This window comes from Arthrobacter sp. UNC362MFTsu5.1 (genome assembly GCF_000685965.1).
Classification (GTDB): domain Bacteria; phylum Actinomycetota; class Actinomycetes; order Actinomycetales; family Micrococcaceae; genus Arthrobacter.
In genome coordinates this window covers 22,804-36,681 of sequence record NZ_JMLE01000037.1, presented here as the reverse complement: position 1 = coordinate 36,681, position 13,878 = coordinate 22,804, and the positions used below count along the sequence as shown (strand labels likewise).

Sequence of the window (13,878 nt, the reverse complement as noted above, 5' to 3'; positions counted from 1 at the left end):
AAATGGCCCAGCACGTGACGCAGGCGCTGCGGGGTGAGATCAAAATGTTCGGTCATGTTCTATCCCTTTCAAGGCCGGTCACCCAAACCAACCACCCGCCCCGCACCCCGTTCAACCGGGAACGAAACGCACCGACGCGCAACGCAACCTGGCTTCACCGCCCGAAGCACAAAGTAACCAACGGGGATTGGGCGGGGCTCCTGTCAGTCGTCCAGGCGGACGCCGCGGACCAGCAGGAGCGTTCCGCCCACAACAACCGCGGACGCCAGGAAGACGCCGGCTGCCCCGAGCCCGGCCGCCACAACCCCGATGGCGCTGGGCAGGACCACCTGGCCCACCCTGTTCCCGGCAAGGCGCAGGGCCAGGGCCTTTCCGCGCTGGCCGTCCGGGGCCTGGGCCGAAAGCCAGGACATCGTCAGCGGCTGGCCGATGCCCAGCCCCAGACCCAGCCCGGCCATCACCCCGAAGAGCAGCCACTCCTGCATCGGAATCGCCGCGACACCCAGCGCGACGGTGGAGAGCGCCAGGCTTGACACCATGAGCCGCCCCCGGCCGAACCTCCGGGACAGGCGTCCGAGCCCCAGCCTCGAAACCATCGAGAACACGGCCCGCACCGCGAGCATGAGGCCCACCGTGGCTGCACTGAAGCCGCGCTCCGTTCCGAGCGCCGGCAGGTAGACAACCGTCAGGTCCACCACCGCCAGCACCGTGGCACTCGTTGCCAGCGCCCGGACCAGCCCCGGCGTCCTGAGCAGCGAGGCAACACTGCCCTGCGAGCTGCCCGTTGCCGTGACGGCGGACTTCCTGCCGGCGGCCTTCGTCGAGATCACGAAGGTGGTGAGGAAGAGAACCAGGCTCATGCCGGCCGAGAGGAAGAAGATTGCCTGGGTGTCCGGGCGGACAGAGGCACCGCCCACCACGGAGATAGCCAGCGGGCCAAGCGCCTGCCCCAGAGACGCCGCGAAGGTCAGGTATCCGAAGGCGGAATCAAGCCCTGACGCCACGGCATTGTTCGCCACGACGGCCTGCTGCCCCACCACACACGCCAGTTGGCCTGCGCCAAGCAGCGCCGTGCCGATAACCAACGCCGGGACTGTTGTCCCCCAGAACAGCAGGAAGACGGAACAGCCAAGCACGACGGCGGATCCGGTCACCATCAGCCGCCGCTCGCCTAACCGGTCCACGAGGGCGCCGGTGGGGACAGCCGGCAGCAAGGGAAAAACAGCGTAGCTGGCCGCGAGGAGGCCGAGGGCATATCCCGGCACATCCAGTTCCAGCGCCCGGTAAGTGGTTGCCGGCCGGACCAGGAACGTCACGGCTTGGATCAGCGTCGAATGAAGGAGAAGTGCCAGCGCCGAACGGCGGCCCAGTTCACCGATCACGGGATGACGGGGGCGGCGCCGGAGACGGCGCGCACCGCGGCGTCCCGGGCGCCGGCGACGTGGTCGAAAGCGATCCTGGCGGCTGCTTCCGGTTTGCCCGAAGCGAGGGCCTCCACCAGGATGCGGTGTTCGGCGAGAGCCTGGTCGCGGCGTTCCTGCGTGCTGTTGGTGAAGTGGCGGTAGCGTTCCATCTGGCTGGACACCTGGTCATGAAACCTCTGCGCCCAGGAATTTCCGGCGATGTCCGCGATGGCGGTGTGCAGCGCCATTCCATACCTCATGGCTTCGTCGGCGAACTTCACCATGGCGGCATTGCGTTCCACGATCCCTTCCAGGTTCGCGATGTCGGCCGGCGTCGCTTTGGCGCATGCCTCACGGGCCATCAGGGACTCCAGTGCCGCGCGCACGCCGTACAGTTCGGCGATGGCTCGTTCGTCCAGGATCGGGACGAGCACGCCTCCTGTGGGTTGCTGTTCCAGCAGGCTTTCCGAGATCAGCCGCCGGATCGCCTCCCGCAGCGGCGTCCGGCTCACCTGCAGCTCCGTCGCCATTGCGGGTTCGTAGATCCGCTCACCCGGCTTCAATTCCAGGTTAAGGATCCGGCGTTTCAGCTCTCCGTAGACCAGATGCGCTCCGGTATTCCGGGACTGTGATTCGACCACTGACAACCTCCACCTTTTCGTACTTGTATACAACTATACAAGTACAAGGCTTGGATGACGGCGGAACGGGACTCTGGGCTATGAGGCCCAGTCGGCGTCGTCGAAGGGACGGCCGCGGAAATGAGCGCGGAGGTACTCCCCCACAACGGCAGCCCCGAGGTCACCGGTTTCCGGCGCCACCACCCGGCCGTCGATTCGGCGCGCCATGCGCTGGACGAACCGCTCGAGGCCCGGGTCATCGCCCAGCCGGAAGAACGTGGCCTGGGTCCCTGCGCGGCCAAGGCGGTCGAGTTCGGCAATCGTGACCCGGATGGTCTCGGGGGCCGGCGGGTAGTCGAACCACGAGTCCCCGTCCGGCAACAGATGCGCTGTCGGCTCCCCGTCGGTCACCACGAGGAGGACGTGCTGCATTGACGGATGCTGGCGGAAGAAGCGGTTGGCCAGCAGCAAGCCGTGATGCAGGTTGGTTCCCTGCTCCCGCCGTGACGCCAGGGCCGTGAGTTCGCCAATGTCCATTGGCCGCGCGTAGCGGCCGAACGTGATGAGCTGCAGCCGGTCCCCGCGAAACCGGGTGGAGACGAGATGGTGCAGGGCGAGTGCAGTGCGCTTCATCGGCACCCACCGCCCCTCGGCGGCCATCGAAAACGATACGTCGGCGAGGAGGACGACGGCGGCCTGCGTGCGCGCCTCCGTGTCGGTCACCTCGATGTCGCCCGGTCCCAGCCGTAATCCGCGGCCCGGGTCGCCGCCCTCGGCCACGGTCCGGCGGATTCCGTTTGTCATGGTGCGTGTCACGTCCCACGGCCCGGCATCGCCGAACTCCCACGGCCGGCTGGATCCCGTCTGCTCGCCGGCTGCCCCGGCGACACGTGTGTCCCGGCGCCCCTGCCGGCCGGACAGCTGCTTGGCGGTGTCCCGCAACAGTGACTTGCCGAGCCGTCTCATGGCCTGCGGGGACAGCCGGAGGTCGCCGTCGGCGCCGCGCCGCAGGTAGCCGCCGTCCTGCATGGCCCGCTCGATTTCGGCGAGGGTACGTGCCGACACTGCGGCCTTTTGACCGAGTTGGCGGGCCAGGGCGTCCAGGTCCAGGTCATCAAGGCGAGATCCGTTGTAGGACTGGGAAAGCTGTTCGGCCAGCTCGTCGAGTTCGGCGATGTCCTGAAGCACGCCCGTGCCATCGCCCAGCCCGAGCCCTTCCTGACCCTCGAAGCGTTCGGAGCCATTCCAGTCTTCTCCCGGGCGCAGGGCGCGCAGGCTGGAGTCGAGCTGATCGAGCTGGGCCATGAGTTCGGGTGAGCCGAACGCCTGGGCAGACAGGCGCATCAGCTCATCGCGCTTCTCCGGGGACATGGATTGCAGGAGACGCTGGGCCGCGGCGGCGCGCCGGGCCAGTGCGTCGATCAGCTCCTCGACGGATTGCGGATTCTCCGGAAAGAAATGGCCGTGCCGGGCCATGAACTCCTGGAAGTCCGCGTCGGTGTCCTCGCCGTGCCGGTGCTTGTCCAGCAGTTCGTTGAGGTCCCGCAGCATCTCGTCAACAGCTGCGCGGTCCGCATCTGTGGCGTTCTCGAGCGCCTGCTTCATGCCGGCGAACCGCTGGTCGAGGACCTCACGGCCCAGCAGGTCCTTGATGCGCTCGAAGGCTTCCCGTGCGGTGCTCGACTGCCAGTCATAGGAGGCGAGTTCGTTGACCGCTGCCGCCGTTGACGAGGGCAGGTTCTGCAGCTGCATCTCCCTGAGTGCGCGGTCGGTGTTATCCATCATGGCGTCACGGGCCAGCTGCTTGCGCTCTTCCAGCACTGCGGTAGCGAGCAGCTTTTGGACCTCGCTGAGGGTGCCGTCCAGGCGGTGGCGGCTCAGGAGTTCTTTCCGGCGCTGTTGCACGCGGCCGGCGAGGTCGTCCAGACCTTCCCGGTGGCGGCCGCCGCGCCGGAGGAACTCCTGCAGGGCGTGCCGGGGCGAGTAACCGGCCATGACGTCCTCGGCTATCGCGTCGAGCGCCTCCGCCAGGTCTACCGGCGGTGCGAGCGGGTCGGGTCCTCCCCTGTACCGGCCATACCTTGACCGGCTGTGAGCGTTCATGATGCCGCCTATCCCCTAGCCGTAGATCGTCTCCTCGTCGTCGGACTCCTTCGAGATCCGCCGGGCGAGGTAGAGCCCTTCCAGGGCAAGTTCAATGGCGGCGGCGCGCTGCCCGTCGTTCCTGGCCTCGAGGCGCCCGCTGATCTCGTCGTAGAGCCCGGACGAGTCAAGGGACGGCAGGTTTTCAAGGAACTCCCGCGCCGTGACATGCTCCCCCGTGGTCACGGTCCGGTGACCGTCGAGCGCGGCCACGAGCGGACCGAGATCGATGCCGTGGAAGTGCGCCCGCACGGCTTCCGCCGTGGCAGTGCGCAGGAGGTGGTCGAGGACGGCTTGTTCGCGCCCTTCTTCGCCGGACTCGAATTCAATCTTGCCCGTGAGGACTTCGACGGCGGGCTCGAGGTCGATGATCCGCGCGACTGCCTCGTCCTCGCCGCGAACGCTGGCCCGGCGCAGCGCTGCTGCGGCGACGGTTTCGGCGCCCGCGATGGCGAACCGTGCCGAAACTCCGGAGGTCTGGTTGATGGCCGGGGATAGCCGCAGCGCACGGGTGTAGCGGGCGAGGATTTCGAGGATGACGGGCGGGACATCGGCCACCAGCCGCCCCTCCTGCCGGATGACGGACACCTCGTCGTCGAGCTCTATCGGGTAGTGCGTGCGGATCTCGGCGCCGAAGCGGTCCTTCAGGGGCGTGATGATCCGGCCGCGGTTGGTGTAGTCCTCAGGGTTGGCTGACGCGACGACGAGCACGTCGAGGGGCAGCCGCAGCACATAGCCGCGGATCTGGATGTCGCGTTCCTCCATCACGTTCAGCATTGCGACCTGGATCCGTTCGGCGAGGTCGGGCAGTTCGTTGATGGCGATGATGCCGCGGTTGGAGCGCGGAACGAGGCCGTAGTGGATGGTTTCGGGATCCCCCAGCCGCCGGCCTTCAGCCACGCGCATGGGGTCGACGTCGCCGATGAGGTCGGCAACGGAAGTATCCGGTGTGGCCAGCTTCTCGACGTACCGTTCCGAGCGGTGGCGCCAGGCAACACGCAGCCGGTCCCCTTCGGTGAGCACACGGGCGCGGGAGTGTTCCGTGATCGGTTCGAAGGGGTGTTCGTTCAGTTCCGAGCCCTCGATCACCGGCGACCACTCGTCAAGCAGCCCGACCAGGGTTCGCAGGAGACGCGTCTTGCCCTGTCCCCGCTCACCCAGCAGGACGACGTCGTGCCCGGCGATCAAAGCGCGCTCAAGCTGGGGAAGGACGGTCCGGCTGAAACCGTACATCCCCGGCCACGGATCACGGCCGGCGGCGAGCGCGGCGAGAAGGTTGCCGCGGATCTCGTGGCGCAAGTCCTTATGGACGTGGCCGGCGGCATGCAGTTCGCCAACGGTGAAGATATCGGGACGATCAGTCACCTCTCTACCGTAGACCTCCACCGTGCGGGGAATCGAGGGAATTTCCCCCGGTTTTTCACCCGCGGGTCCGTGCCACGGCCTACGCTGGATTTTGATGACTGCAGCAACGGCTTCGGCACCGCCCGCGCCATCCCCGGGACCGGCGGGCACCCTCGTGCTTCTGGTGCGCCACGGAGAGACGCCGACGACGGGTACGGTACTGCCGGGACGGGCACCGGGGCTGCATCTTTCCGAGCGCGGCCGCGCCCAGGCAGTAAGGGTCGCGGAACGGCTCGCGGGTCTTGCCGTCGACGCCATCTACTCCTCCCCCCTGGAGCGCACGCGCGAAACTGCAGAGCCCACGGCAGCCTCCACCGGGCGTGACGTGAACCAGGACGCCGGCCTGATCGAGTGCGACTTCGGCGAGTGGACCGGCGCCGCGCTCGCCGAACTGGCGGTCCTGCCGGAATGGCAGACCGTACAGCAGAGTCCGTCAACGTTCCGTTTCCCCGACGGGGAGAGCTTCGCGGAGATGCAGGAGCGGATGGTCGGAGCACTTGAGGTGCTGCGTTCCGCCCACGCCGGGGGCGTCGTCGTGTGCTTCTCGCATGCCGACCCGATCAAAGCGGCCGTGGCCCACGCCTTCGGTACACAGCTGGACCACTTCCAGCGGATCGTCATCAGCCCGGGCTCGGTCACGGTCATTTCCTACGGCGAGGGCCGGCCCCCTGCCGTCCTCATGGTGAATTCGACGCTGGAACCCTTGAACGGGCTGAGGGCGCGGTGAACGGGAGCAGACGGTGTCCGGACGGGAACTGACACTGCTCACCGGCGGCCGCGTCGAGATGCTGGGACGCATCCCCCGGGGCAGCAACGCGGCGTTCTTCGTCCGGGCTTCCTCCGGGGACGACTCGGCGTATGCGGTCTACAAGCCCGAAGCCGGGGAACGCTACCCGTGGCCGCTTGTGTAGGCGGCCCCGCTATTGCCACTGCCCGAGGCCGCGGATTACCTGGACGCGGTCTCAGGCGGGTTTACTGCCGGGTGGCCCGGACAACGACGTCGCGCAGGGACGCGCCGTGGCCCCCGGGTCCGTCGACTGTGCGCGTCTGCACCCGGGCACTGTCCAGGCTCCACATGGCAGGGTCGAGGCCCCCGGTGATGTCCGCGAGCGTGACGGTGGCCTCGGCGGGAGAGAGGTTTCCGTGTCCCGGTGAGGAGGGGTCGTGCAGGTGCCCGACGATCAACAGCGTGCCTCCCGGCGCGACCCAGTCCGCGATACGCCGGTAGAACGCCAGCTGCGGCATCGCGGGGTGGGCGTAATTGGTGGTCACAAGGTCAAAAAGGCCTCCCGGTTCCCAGATGGTCAGGTCCGCCTCGACCCAGGTCACCCCGGTGGCCACGGTCTGCTTGGCTGCGCTCGCGGCTGCGTGGGTGAGGGCAGCGGCGGAAATATCGGCTCCAGTGACCTTCCATCCGCGAGATGCCAGCCAGATGGCTTCCGCCCCCGTCCCGCATCCGGCGTCCAGCGCCGTACCCGGCGTCAGGCCGTCCGTTTCTTGTGCGAGATACGGGTTCGGGCTGCCCGCGCCCAAGCCTCCAGGCGCAGCATCGTGGACCTGTTCCCAGTGTCTCTCCCAATAGCCCTTGCCGAACGTATGTGCCGTCTGGTCCACGCCGAATCCCTTTCGATTTGATACAAGCTTTACCGTCGATCGTGCCCAACAAGGCGGCGAAGGTGCAAGCAACATTGCCAAATGGCAAAATCGGGGCATGACCCGCGACGTAGACCACACCCTCAACGCTGTCGGACCCCGGCTCAAGCGCCTCCGGCTCCGCCGGGACGTAACGCTCGCGGACCTGGCGGAACAGACAGGGATCTCCGCCAGCACGCTCTCCCGGCTCGAAGCAGGCCTGAGGCGACCCACTCTCGAGCAGTTGCTGCCGCTGGCCCGCGTCCACGGGGTGACACTGGACGAGCTCGTCGACGCGCCACCGACCGGGGACCCCCGCGTTAATTTGCGGCCCGTCGCCAGCGCAGACGGGTCGACGATCCTGCCATTGACTCGCCGGCCAGGCGGCATCCAGGCCTACAAATTCATCCTCCCGGCAGGCAAGGATGAACAGGACCCGCAGCTACGGACCCACGACGGATACGACTGGGTTTACGTGCTCGACGGCACCTTGCGCCTTGTTCTCGGCGAACACGACCTCATCCTCAAACCCGGTGAGGCCGCGGAGTTCGACACCCGCACCCCGCACTGGTTCGGCGCCACAGGCGCCGGTCCCGTCGAATTCCTCAGCCTCATCGGAAAGCAAGGCCAACGCACGCACGTCCGCGCAGCACCCCATCTGGGAAGGTGACACAACCCGCCGGCTTAGGGGTTGAAGAAGTCGTTGCCCCGGTCCATGTTCCGCTGGCGGTCCCGCACCGCGCCCACGATCTGGACCCGAGCCTTCCTTAGTGCACCCGACGGCTGAAAGCCGCGTGAATAGAACACGGGAATAGAACACGGAATGGGCTTAGTTGAAGCGTAAAGCAATCCTTTTGTGGATCGCATCAGTAGCGAAACAGGAGCCACCATGGACACCCGTCCCCTCGACTTCAGCAAACCCGCCTTACCGCTCATCGACCTCACCGGGGCAGTAGCTTGAGCAAGCTGCCTGACCCGACCACTGCATGGCATTCGCCGGACGATGCCGGCAAGGCCCTTGTGATCCTGCTGCACGGGCGCGGGTCGCGCGAAACGGACATCATCACCTTGGCCGACCACCTTCCTATCGGTCCGAGTTACGCAGCGGTGCGGGCACCGCTGGCGGAAGGCCCAGGGTTTGCCTGGTTCGCCAACCGCGGCATCGGCCGCCCCGTAGCCGAATCCCTGGCCGAGACCATGGCATGGTTCAAGGAGTGGCTGGAAACTATCGCGCCTGCTCCGCGGCCAGTGATCCTCGTGGGCTTCAGCGGCGGCGCAGCCTTCGCCGGAGGCCTGGTCCTCGACGATCCGAAACGCTTCGCGGGCGCGGCAATCCTTCGCGGAACCCTGCCTTTCGACGCCGGAGTGCCCACCACGCCGGGCCGGCTGCAGGACGTTCCCATGTTCGTTGCCCACGGCGACGCCGACTCAGTCATACCGGCCGAACTGCTGGAGCACACCTGGGGCTACCTAGCCGACGAGTCAGGCGCAAAGACAGTGGGCGTACGATCCCCGGGCGGCCACAACATAGGCCTTGACGACGTCAAGGCGCTGGCACGCTGGATCGAAGAAGTGCAGGAGCCATAGGCTGCCGGCCTGCCTGAGTGCGTTGGCGCCGCCGGCGTTAAGAAAGCGTAAAGGAATCGGACAAAACCGCCCTTTCCCTCCCGTCCCGGAATAGGTTGAATCGCCGAAGTATGGGTGCAGGTCAATGTGCTGCGCCGGCCGAGCCTAGGAGACGCAAATGAGCGGTACAGACCGCCAGATCATTCCCGCGGAAGTCCGCCGGCCGGGACAACCGACCGATACGGGAAACGCTCTGGGGCGGTGGCTGCTCAAGCACCAGGTCCAGCCGGTGATCGGCCCGGAGAGCCCCGAAGACCACACCACTCCCCAGGCATGGTGGAAGGTCATGTGCCTGACCGGCGTTGACTACTTCTCCACGCTGTCGTACCTGCCTGCCATCGCCGCGCTTGCCGCCGGCGCGCTGTCGCCGCTGGCCACCCTGCTGATCGTTGCCCTCACGCTTCTGGGGATGCTGCCGATGTACCGCAGGGTGGCCCGCGAAAGCCCGCACGGACAAGGGTCGGTTGCCATGCTGGAAAGCCTCCTGCCGTTCTGGCGGGGGAAGATTTTCGTCCTGGTCCTCCTGGGATTCGTGGCAACTTCCTGGATCATCACCATCACGCTTTCCTCGGCCGATGCCACTGTGCACATGCTCGAAAACCCCTATCTCCCGGATTTCCTCGATGGACAGGCCGTCCTCATTACCGTGGTCCTCCTGCTGATACTGGGCGGTGTGTTCCTGCTGGGTTTCAGCGAGGCCGTTGTGGTGGCCATTCCGCTGGTGGCATTATTCCTGTTCCTCAATGCCGTGGTCATCATCACCGGCGTGGCCACCGTCATCAGCGATCCCGAAGCCCTGTCCGCGTGGACCGGGGACCTGTCGGCACGCGGCGGCTTCGGGGACATTGTGGGCCCTGCCGTCATTGCCTTCCCGCTGCTGGTCCTCGGCCTGTCCGGGTTCGAAACAGGCGTCAGCATGATGCCGTTGGTGGCCGCCGAGGGCAGGACCGCCGAGGAACGACTCACCGCCAGGGTGCGGAACACCCGCAAACTGCTCACAGCGGCCGCTGCCATCATGAGCGTCTACCTCCTGGGCAGCAGTTTCGTCACCACGGCCCTGATCCCGGCCAAGGAATTCGAGCCCGGGGGCGAGGCCAGCGGACGAGCCCTGGCCTACCTGGCCCACCAGCAACTGGGAAACGGCTTCGGCACGGTCTATGACATCAGCAGCATCCTGATTCTGTGGTTTGCCGGCGCCTCGGCCATGGCCGGCCTGATCAACATCGTCCCGCGCTACCTCCCCGCCTACGGCATGGCCCCCGAATGGGGACGCGCGGTCCGACCCGTGGTCATCGTCTACACGGCGGTCAGCATCCTCATAACCATCGGCTTCAACGCAGACGTCAACGCCCAGGCCGGCGCCTACGCCACAGGCATCCTGGCCATGATGGTCTCAGGATCCATCGCCGTCACCATCTCCGCCTTCAGCCGGGGCAACCGACGGGCCGGGGCAGGCTTTGCCCTGCTGTCCCTGATACTGCTCTACGCGCTGGCCGCTAACGTCATCGAGAAGCCCGATGGCCTGACCATCTCGGCCTTTTTTATCCTGGGCATCATCGCCATCTCGCTGGTTTCCCGTGTCGCGCGGACCACGGAGCTGCGTGCCGACCTGATCAGATTTGACGAGAACACCCGCCGCTTCATCGCCGATTCCCTGGACTACGACGGCGCCCTGAACCTGATCGCCAACCGCCGCCAGACCGGTGACAACCGGGAATACTCCGAAAAGGAATACGAACAACGGGGCCAGAACGCTGTCCCCGGGACTGCAGACGTCATCTTCCTTGAAATCGACATCATCGACCCCTCCAACTTCGGCGGGACCCTGGACGTGCACGGCGTCGAAGTGGACGGACACCGCATCCTGCGGGTCGAAAGTCCTGCAGCCCCCAACGCCATCGCTGCGATCCTCCTGGCCCTCCGGGACACTGCCGGCGTCATCCCGCACGCGTACTTTGAATGGTCCGAAGGCAACCCGCTCGCCCACCTGATGCGCTACCTGCTCCTGGGCCGCGGCGACACTCCACCGGTTGTGCGGGAGATCATCCGGAAGCACGAACCGGATCCCGCCCGCCGGCCGCGCATCCACGTGGGGTAACGGGCTTACCCGCAACCATGGAGGTCAGGATCGGCCGGGCCGGCAGCGTCCCGCCACGTTCAGGCTTCGGAGTGCCAGAAGCCGGTCTCCGCACTGTAGACCAGCCAATGACCGCTGACCGGGCCGTCCGCTGTGGGGCGGTGGCTGACCCACGTGCGGTCGCCCTCCTTCGGCTCCCGCAGAACCGGCTGGTCATCCACACGGTTGACCGTCATGAGAATCTCCCTCCCCGGCTGCAACGAACTTTGACCCAAGCCTATAACCAGAAAGACCAGTCTGTCTCCTGCCCCTGGCGGACAACAAAAGCGAGTTCGGCATCGCCTGCGAGTCGCATCGGACCAGGCAGCCCGACGTCGAGGCTTCGATCACGCCCGGCTTGTGCAACGCTTGTTGCATGGATCTGGAGGTGTCGCCCGCGCTCACAATTCCCGCGTCTGAACTCCGCTGGCGGTTCTCCCGCTCGTCCGGCCCGGGCGGCCAACACGTCAACACCTCGGACAGCCGCGTCGAACTCTCGTGGAACGTCAAGAACTCTGCGGCGCTTTCGGACGACCAACGCATGATACTGGTCACGCGGCTCGCACGGCGGCTCATCGCCGGGGTAGTCACGGTAACCGCCTCCGAGCAGCGGTCCCAGTTGCGCAACCGGGAGATCGCCCTGGCCAAACTTTCCGACATCCTGGCAAGCGCCCTTGCCCCCGAAGCTGCTCCCCGCCGGGCGACCAGACCCACACGCGGTTCCAATCGTCGGCGCCTTGCCGCAAAAGAACAGCGTTCGGCGACAAAACAGCAACGACGGCGGCCGACCCTCGAGTAGCGCCCCTGCCCCGAAGGTGTCCCCCTCAGCGGGGAGCAGGAGCATATTCACAGCAGCCTATTCAGCGTTGAATTACTTCAGGCAATCACGGCATTTCGTGAATTAAGCAATATTGATACCGGATTTATTATCAATGACGAGTGATAACCTAACCGGCATGGCAAAACGAGTAATAACCACGCTTGAAGACGATCTCGACGGTTCCGAAGCGAATGAAACAATCATTTTTTCCATCGATGCTGCCGAATATGAGATTGATCTCAATAACGTCCACGCCGCCGAACTGCGTGAGGCATTGAATAAGTACACCGCCGTCGCGAGAAAGACCACAGGACGCGCCAGGCCGGCGCGACGACCCGGCACCGGCCTCAAAGACGCCAAGGCTGTCCGCGCGTGGGCTATTGAAAACAGCATCCCCGTGAATGCCCGGGGCCGTATTCAGGCTGATGTGATGGAGCGCTACGCAGCAGCGCACTAAAGGGACCCCGGCCGGTGCCGTTCCCACGGACGTCACAATGGCTGGCCTGAGACCTAACACAATGAATAGGGACAATCAGGACCGGAGGCCACTAATCGGCGTCCGGTCCTGATTCTGTTTAGTTACCCATCCAGGTGGGCATCCCTGACGTCCTGGGGCGTGGCGCCCTGAATGACCCAGCGGTTTCCGTCCGGGTCCCCGAAGTAGGCAAACTGCACGCCGCCCATGTCTTGAATTTCACTGACATCGGCGCCGCGGCGCAGAAGTTCCGTGCGCACAGTACCCAGCTCCGGCACGACGAGCTGCAACCCTTCGAGGCTGCCGGGCGTCATGCTGGTCATCCCCGTACCTATCACGATGGAAACGGCCGAACCCGGCGGGGTCAGCTGGACCACCCTCATTCCGGGGATGTACTCAACGTCGTGGTCGAGGACAAAACCAAGCTTCTCCGTATAGAACGTTTTCGACCTGTCGACATCGGCTACCGGGACCTGAACAACTTCAAGGCGCATCTCCATGCGCCCTAGACTACCGCCGCCCGGAACCCAGCGACCGCCCGCCACGGGCGACCGTCGGTCGCTGGGCGAGCGTTCTTGGCCATGGCGCCGATCGTTCAGGGATGTGGCACGGAGGCAAGCAGCCCGGCCGCGCCAGCGAAGGAGAGGGCGGCGCGAAGGTGGTTGGCCGGAGTCCAGGATTGCTCGTAGGTGGTCCACTGCTGGCCTGGCTGATCGCCTACGGCATTGGCCAGCTGGTTGTTCAATGGCACGTTCACCACCATGGTGGACGCCCACCCTGCCAGATAGGCCGCTGCACCGGCGACTTGGATGGGTGACCTCGTCAGCGGGTCCGCGGCGGCGACAACGGCGACCGCCGCGCAGGCCGCCGCAGTGCCGAAGAACACGATCATGAACGGTGGCCGCACAGCCATGTGGTTGATGAAGACCATCGTCGCGATGGATTCCTTCGCCGGGCGCCTTCGAAGGGCGGGCATCACCACGGTGGAGAAGGCGAGGTAGAACCCGCCCGCAACTGCGGAGCCGGTCCCGGCGACCAAGGACAGCCAGCCGTTCACCGGAGAACCGCTTTCGCGGGCGCGGCCCACATGCCGGTGCCGGCGGTCCCGGGAACACCGTCATTGGCCAGATCTGTCCCAAATTCGCCTCCACTGCAAGGCAAGAATTCGATCCGCCTCCCTGTCGCTGCCGACAATTCGGCGGCAACATCGTTGAGGGTGAGCAGACGGGGACCCTGCACGGAACGCTCTGCCGCCCTTGCCCCGTCTTCGCCGCGTCCGGACAGCAGCACCAACCGCTGGACGCCCGCTTCGGCGGCGCTTTCAACGAAACGGGCGATCACCAAGGACGCCCCCGGAAGAGCAAGATCCGGGCTGTAGCAGAGGTATGCGGCACTAGCGCCGTCGAGTGCCCGAGGCCAGGTGCCGGAATCGTGCCAATAAAAGGGAGCCCCCTCGCGGCGGGAACCGTCTATCCCCGGTATACGGCGGTCAAGGAGACGGCGGGCCTGCCGGCCGCCGGTACGGCCGGTTCCGCCGGTGACAAGAATGGGAGCGAGGCTTTGTTGAGTCATACCAGTCAGCCTGCCCGGCCCTGCCTGGACGATGAATGCTCCATGATCCATAAAGCATAAGCAATCGT

Annotated in this window: 16 protein-coding genes; 7 read left to right on the top strand and 9 right to left on the bottom strand. The window is 66.0% G+C overall.

Annotated elements, in window-relative coordinates; translation table 11 throughout:
* Positions 1-203: 203 nt before the first annotated feature.
* The 4 genes from BS38_RS0122140 to BS38_RS0122125 all read right to left on the bottom strand — a co-directional run bounded on the left by BS38_RS0122140 (position 204) and on the right by BS38_RS0122125 (position 5,530).
* Entirely contained in the window at positions 204-1,382 is a 1,179-nt protein-coding gene (locus BS38_RS0122140; protein ID WP_028272735.1) for an MFS transporter, read from the bottom strand.
* Positions 1,379-2,044 (bottom strand): GntR family transcriptional regulator, encoded by a 666-nt coding sequence (locus BS38_RS0122135; protein WP_028272734.1) that lies wholly within the window; start codon positions 2,042-2,044, stop codon positions 1,379-1,381. The genes BS38_RS0122140 and BS38_RS0122135 overlap by 4 nt, the downstream gene beginning before the upstream one ends.
* 78 nt (positions 2,045-2,122) lie before the next feature.
* Complete coding sequence (locus BS38_RS0122130; protein WP_028272733.1) at positions 2,123-4,126, bottom strand: vWA domain-containing protein; 2,004 nt, start codon at positions 4,124-4,126, stop codon at positions 2,123-2,125.
* A 15-nt stretch (positions 4,127-4,141) separates the two neighbouring features.
* Positions 4,142-5,530 (bottom strand): sigma 54-interacting transcriptional regulator, encoded by a 1,389-nt coding sequence (locus tag BS38_RS0122125; protein ID WP_028272732.1) that lies wholly within the window; start codon positions 5,528-5,530, stop codon positions 4,142-4,144.
* Positions 5,531-5,624: 94 nt separating this feature from the next.
* On the opposite strand from BS38_RS0122125, the gene BS38_RS0122120 reads away from it, so the two are divergent.
* Entirely contained in the window at positions 5,625-6,296 is a 672-nt protein-coding gene (locus BS38_RS0122120; RefSeq protein ID WP_043439673.1) for an MSMEG_4193 family putative phosphomutase, read from the top strand.
* A 13-nt stretch (positions 6,297-6,309) separates the two neighbouring features.
* A complete protein-coding gene (locus BS38_RS26900) occupies positions 6,310-6,480 on the top strand; it encodes a hypothetical protein (protein WP_231511407.1) in 171 nt (56 codons plus the stop codon).
* A 61-nt stretch (positions 6,481-6,541) separates the two neighbouring features.
* On the opposite strand, the gene BS38_RS0122110 is transcribed toward BS38_RS26900, so the two are convergent.
* Positions 6,542-7,183 carry a class I SAM-dependent methyltransferase gene (locus BS38_RS0122110; protein WP_028272730.1) on the bottom strand — a complete coding sequence of 214 codons (642 nt, stop codon included), beginning with the start codon at positions 7,181-7,183 and terminating at the stop codon, positions 6,542-6,544.
* A gap of 97 nt (positions 7,184-7,280) precedes the next feature.
* Between BS38_RS0122110 and BS38_RS0122105 the strand changes: the two genes are divergently transcribed.
* From BS38_RS0122105 to BS38_RS0122095, 3 genes are all read left to right on the top strand, one after another.
* Entirely contained in the window at positions 7,281-7,871 is a 591-nt protein-coding gene (locus BS38_RS0122105) for a helix-turn-helix domain-containing protein (RefSeq protein WP_028272729.1), read from the top strand.
* A gap of 287 nt (positions 7,872-8,158) precedes the next feature.
* Positions 8,159-8,788: an alpha/beta hydrolase gene (locus tag BS38_RS0122100; protein WP_028272728.1), complete on the top strand. Its 630-nt coding sequence runs from the start codon at positions 8,159-8,161 to the stop codon at positions 8,786-8,788.
* A 157-nt stretch (positions 8,789-8,945) separates the two neighbouring features.
* Positions 8,946-10,925: an APC family permease gene (locus tag BS38_RS0122095; RefSeq protein WP_028272727.1), complete on the top strand. Its 1,980-nt coding sequence runs from the start codon at positions 8,946-8,948 to the stop codon at positions 10,923-10,925.
* A 59-nt stretch (positions 10,926-10,984) separates the two neighbouring features.
* Here the strand turns inward: BS38_RS0122095 and BS38_RS27290 are convergent, their stop codons facing one another.
* Complete coding sequence (locus tag BS38_RS27290; protein ID WP_156037221.1) at positions 10,985-11,140, bottom strand: hypothetical protein; 156 nt, start codon at positions 11,138-11,140, stop codon at positions 10,985-10,987.
* 179 nt (positions 11,141-11,319) lie between these two features.
* Between BS38_RS27290 and arfB the strand changes: the two genes are divergently transcribed.
* Positions 11,320-11,742 (top strand): alternative ribosome rescue aminoacyl-tRNA hydrolase ArfB, encoded by a 423-nt coding sequence (gene arfB / locus BS38_RS0122085; RefSeq protein ID WP_028272726.1) that lies wholly within the window; start codon positions 11,320-11,322, stop codon positions 11,740-11,742.
* Positions 11,743-11,899: 157 nt separating this feature from the next.
* A complete protein-coding gene (locus tag BS38_RS0122080) occupies positions 11,900-12,220 on the top strand; it encodes a histone-like nucleoid-structuring protein Lsr2 (RefSeq protein ID WP_028272725.1) in 321 nt (106 codons plus the stop codon).
* A 122-nt stretch (positions 12,221-12,342) separates the two neighbouring features.
* On the opposite strand, the gene BS38_RS0122075 is transcribed toward BS38_RS0122080, so the two are convergent.
* The 3 genes from BS38_RS0122075 to BS38_RS27755 form a co-directional block, all read right to left on the bottom strand.
* Positions 12,343-12,738 (bottom strand): VOC family protein, encoded by a 396-nt coding sequence (locus BS38_RS0122075; RefSeq protein ID WP_028272724.1) that lies wholly within the window; start codon positions 12,736-12,738, stop codon positions 12,343-12,345.
* Between the two features lie 95 nt (positions 12,739-12,833).
* Positions 12,834-13,295, bottom strand: coding sequence for an anthrone oxygenase family protein (locus BS38_RS0122070; RefSeq protein WP_231511405.1), 462 nt, complete (start codon positions 13,293-13,295; stop codon positions 12,834-12,836).
* Positions 13,292-13,810, bottom strand: coding sequence for a hypothetical protein (locus BS38_RS27755; protein WP_231511402.1), 519 nt, complete (start codon positions 13,808-13,810; stop codon positions 13,292-13,294). Before BS38_RS27755 ends, BS38_RS0122070 begins: the two co-directional genes overlap by 4 nt.
* Between the last annotated feature and the right edge of the window lie 68 nt (positions 13,811-13,878).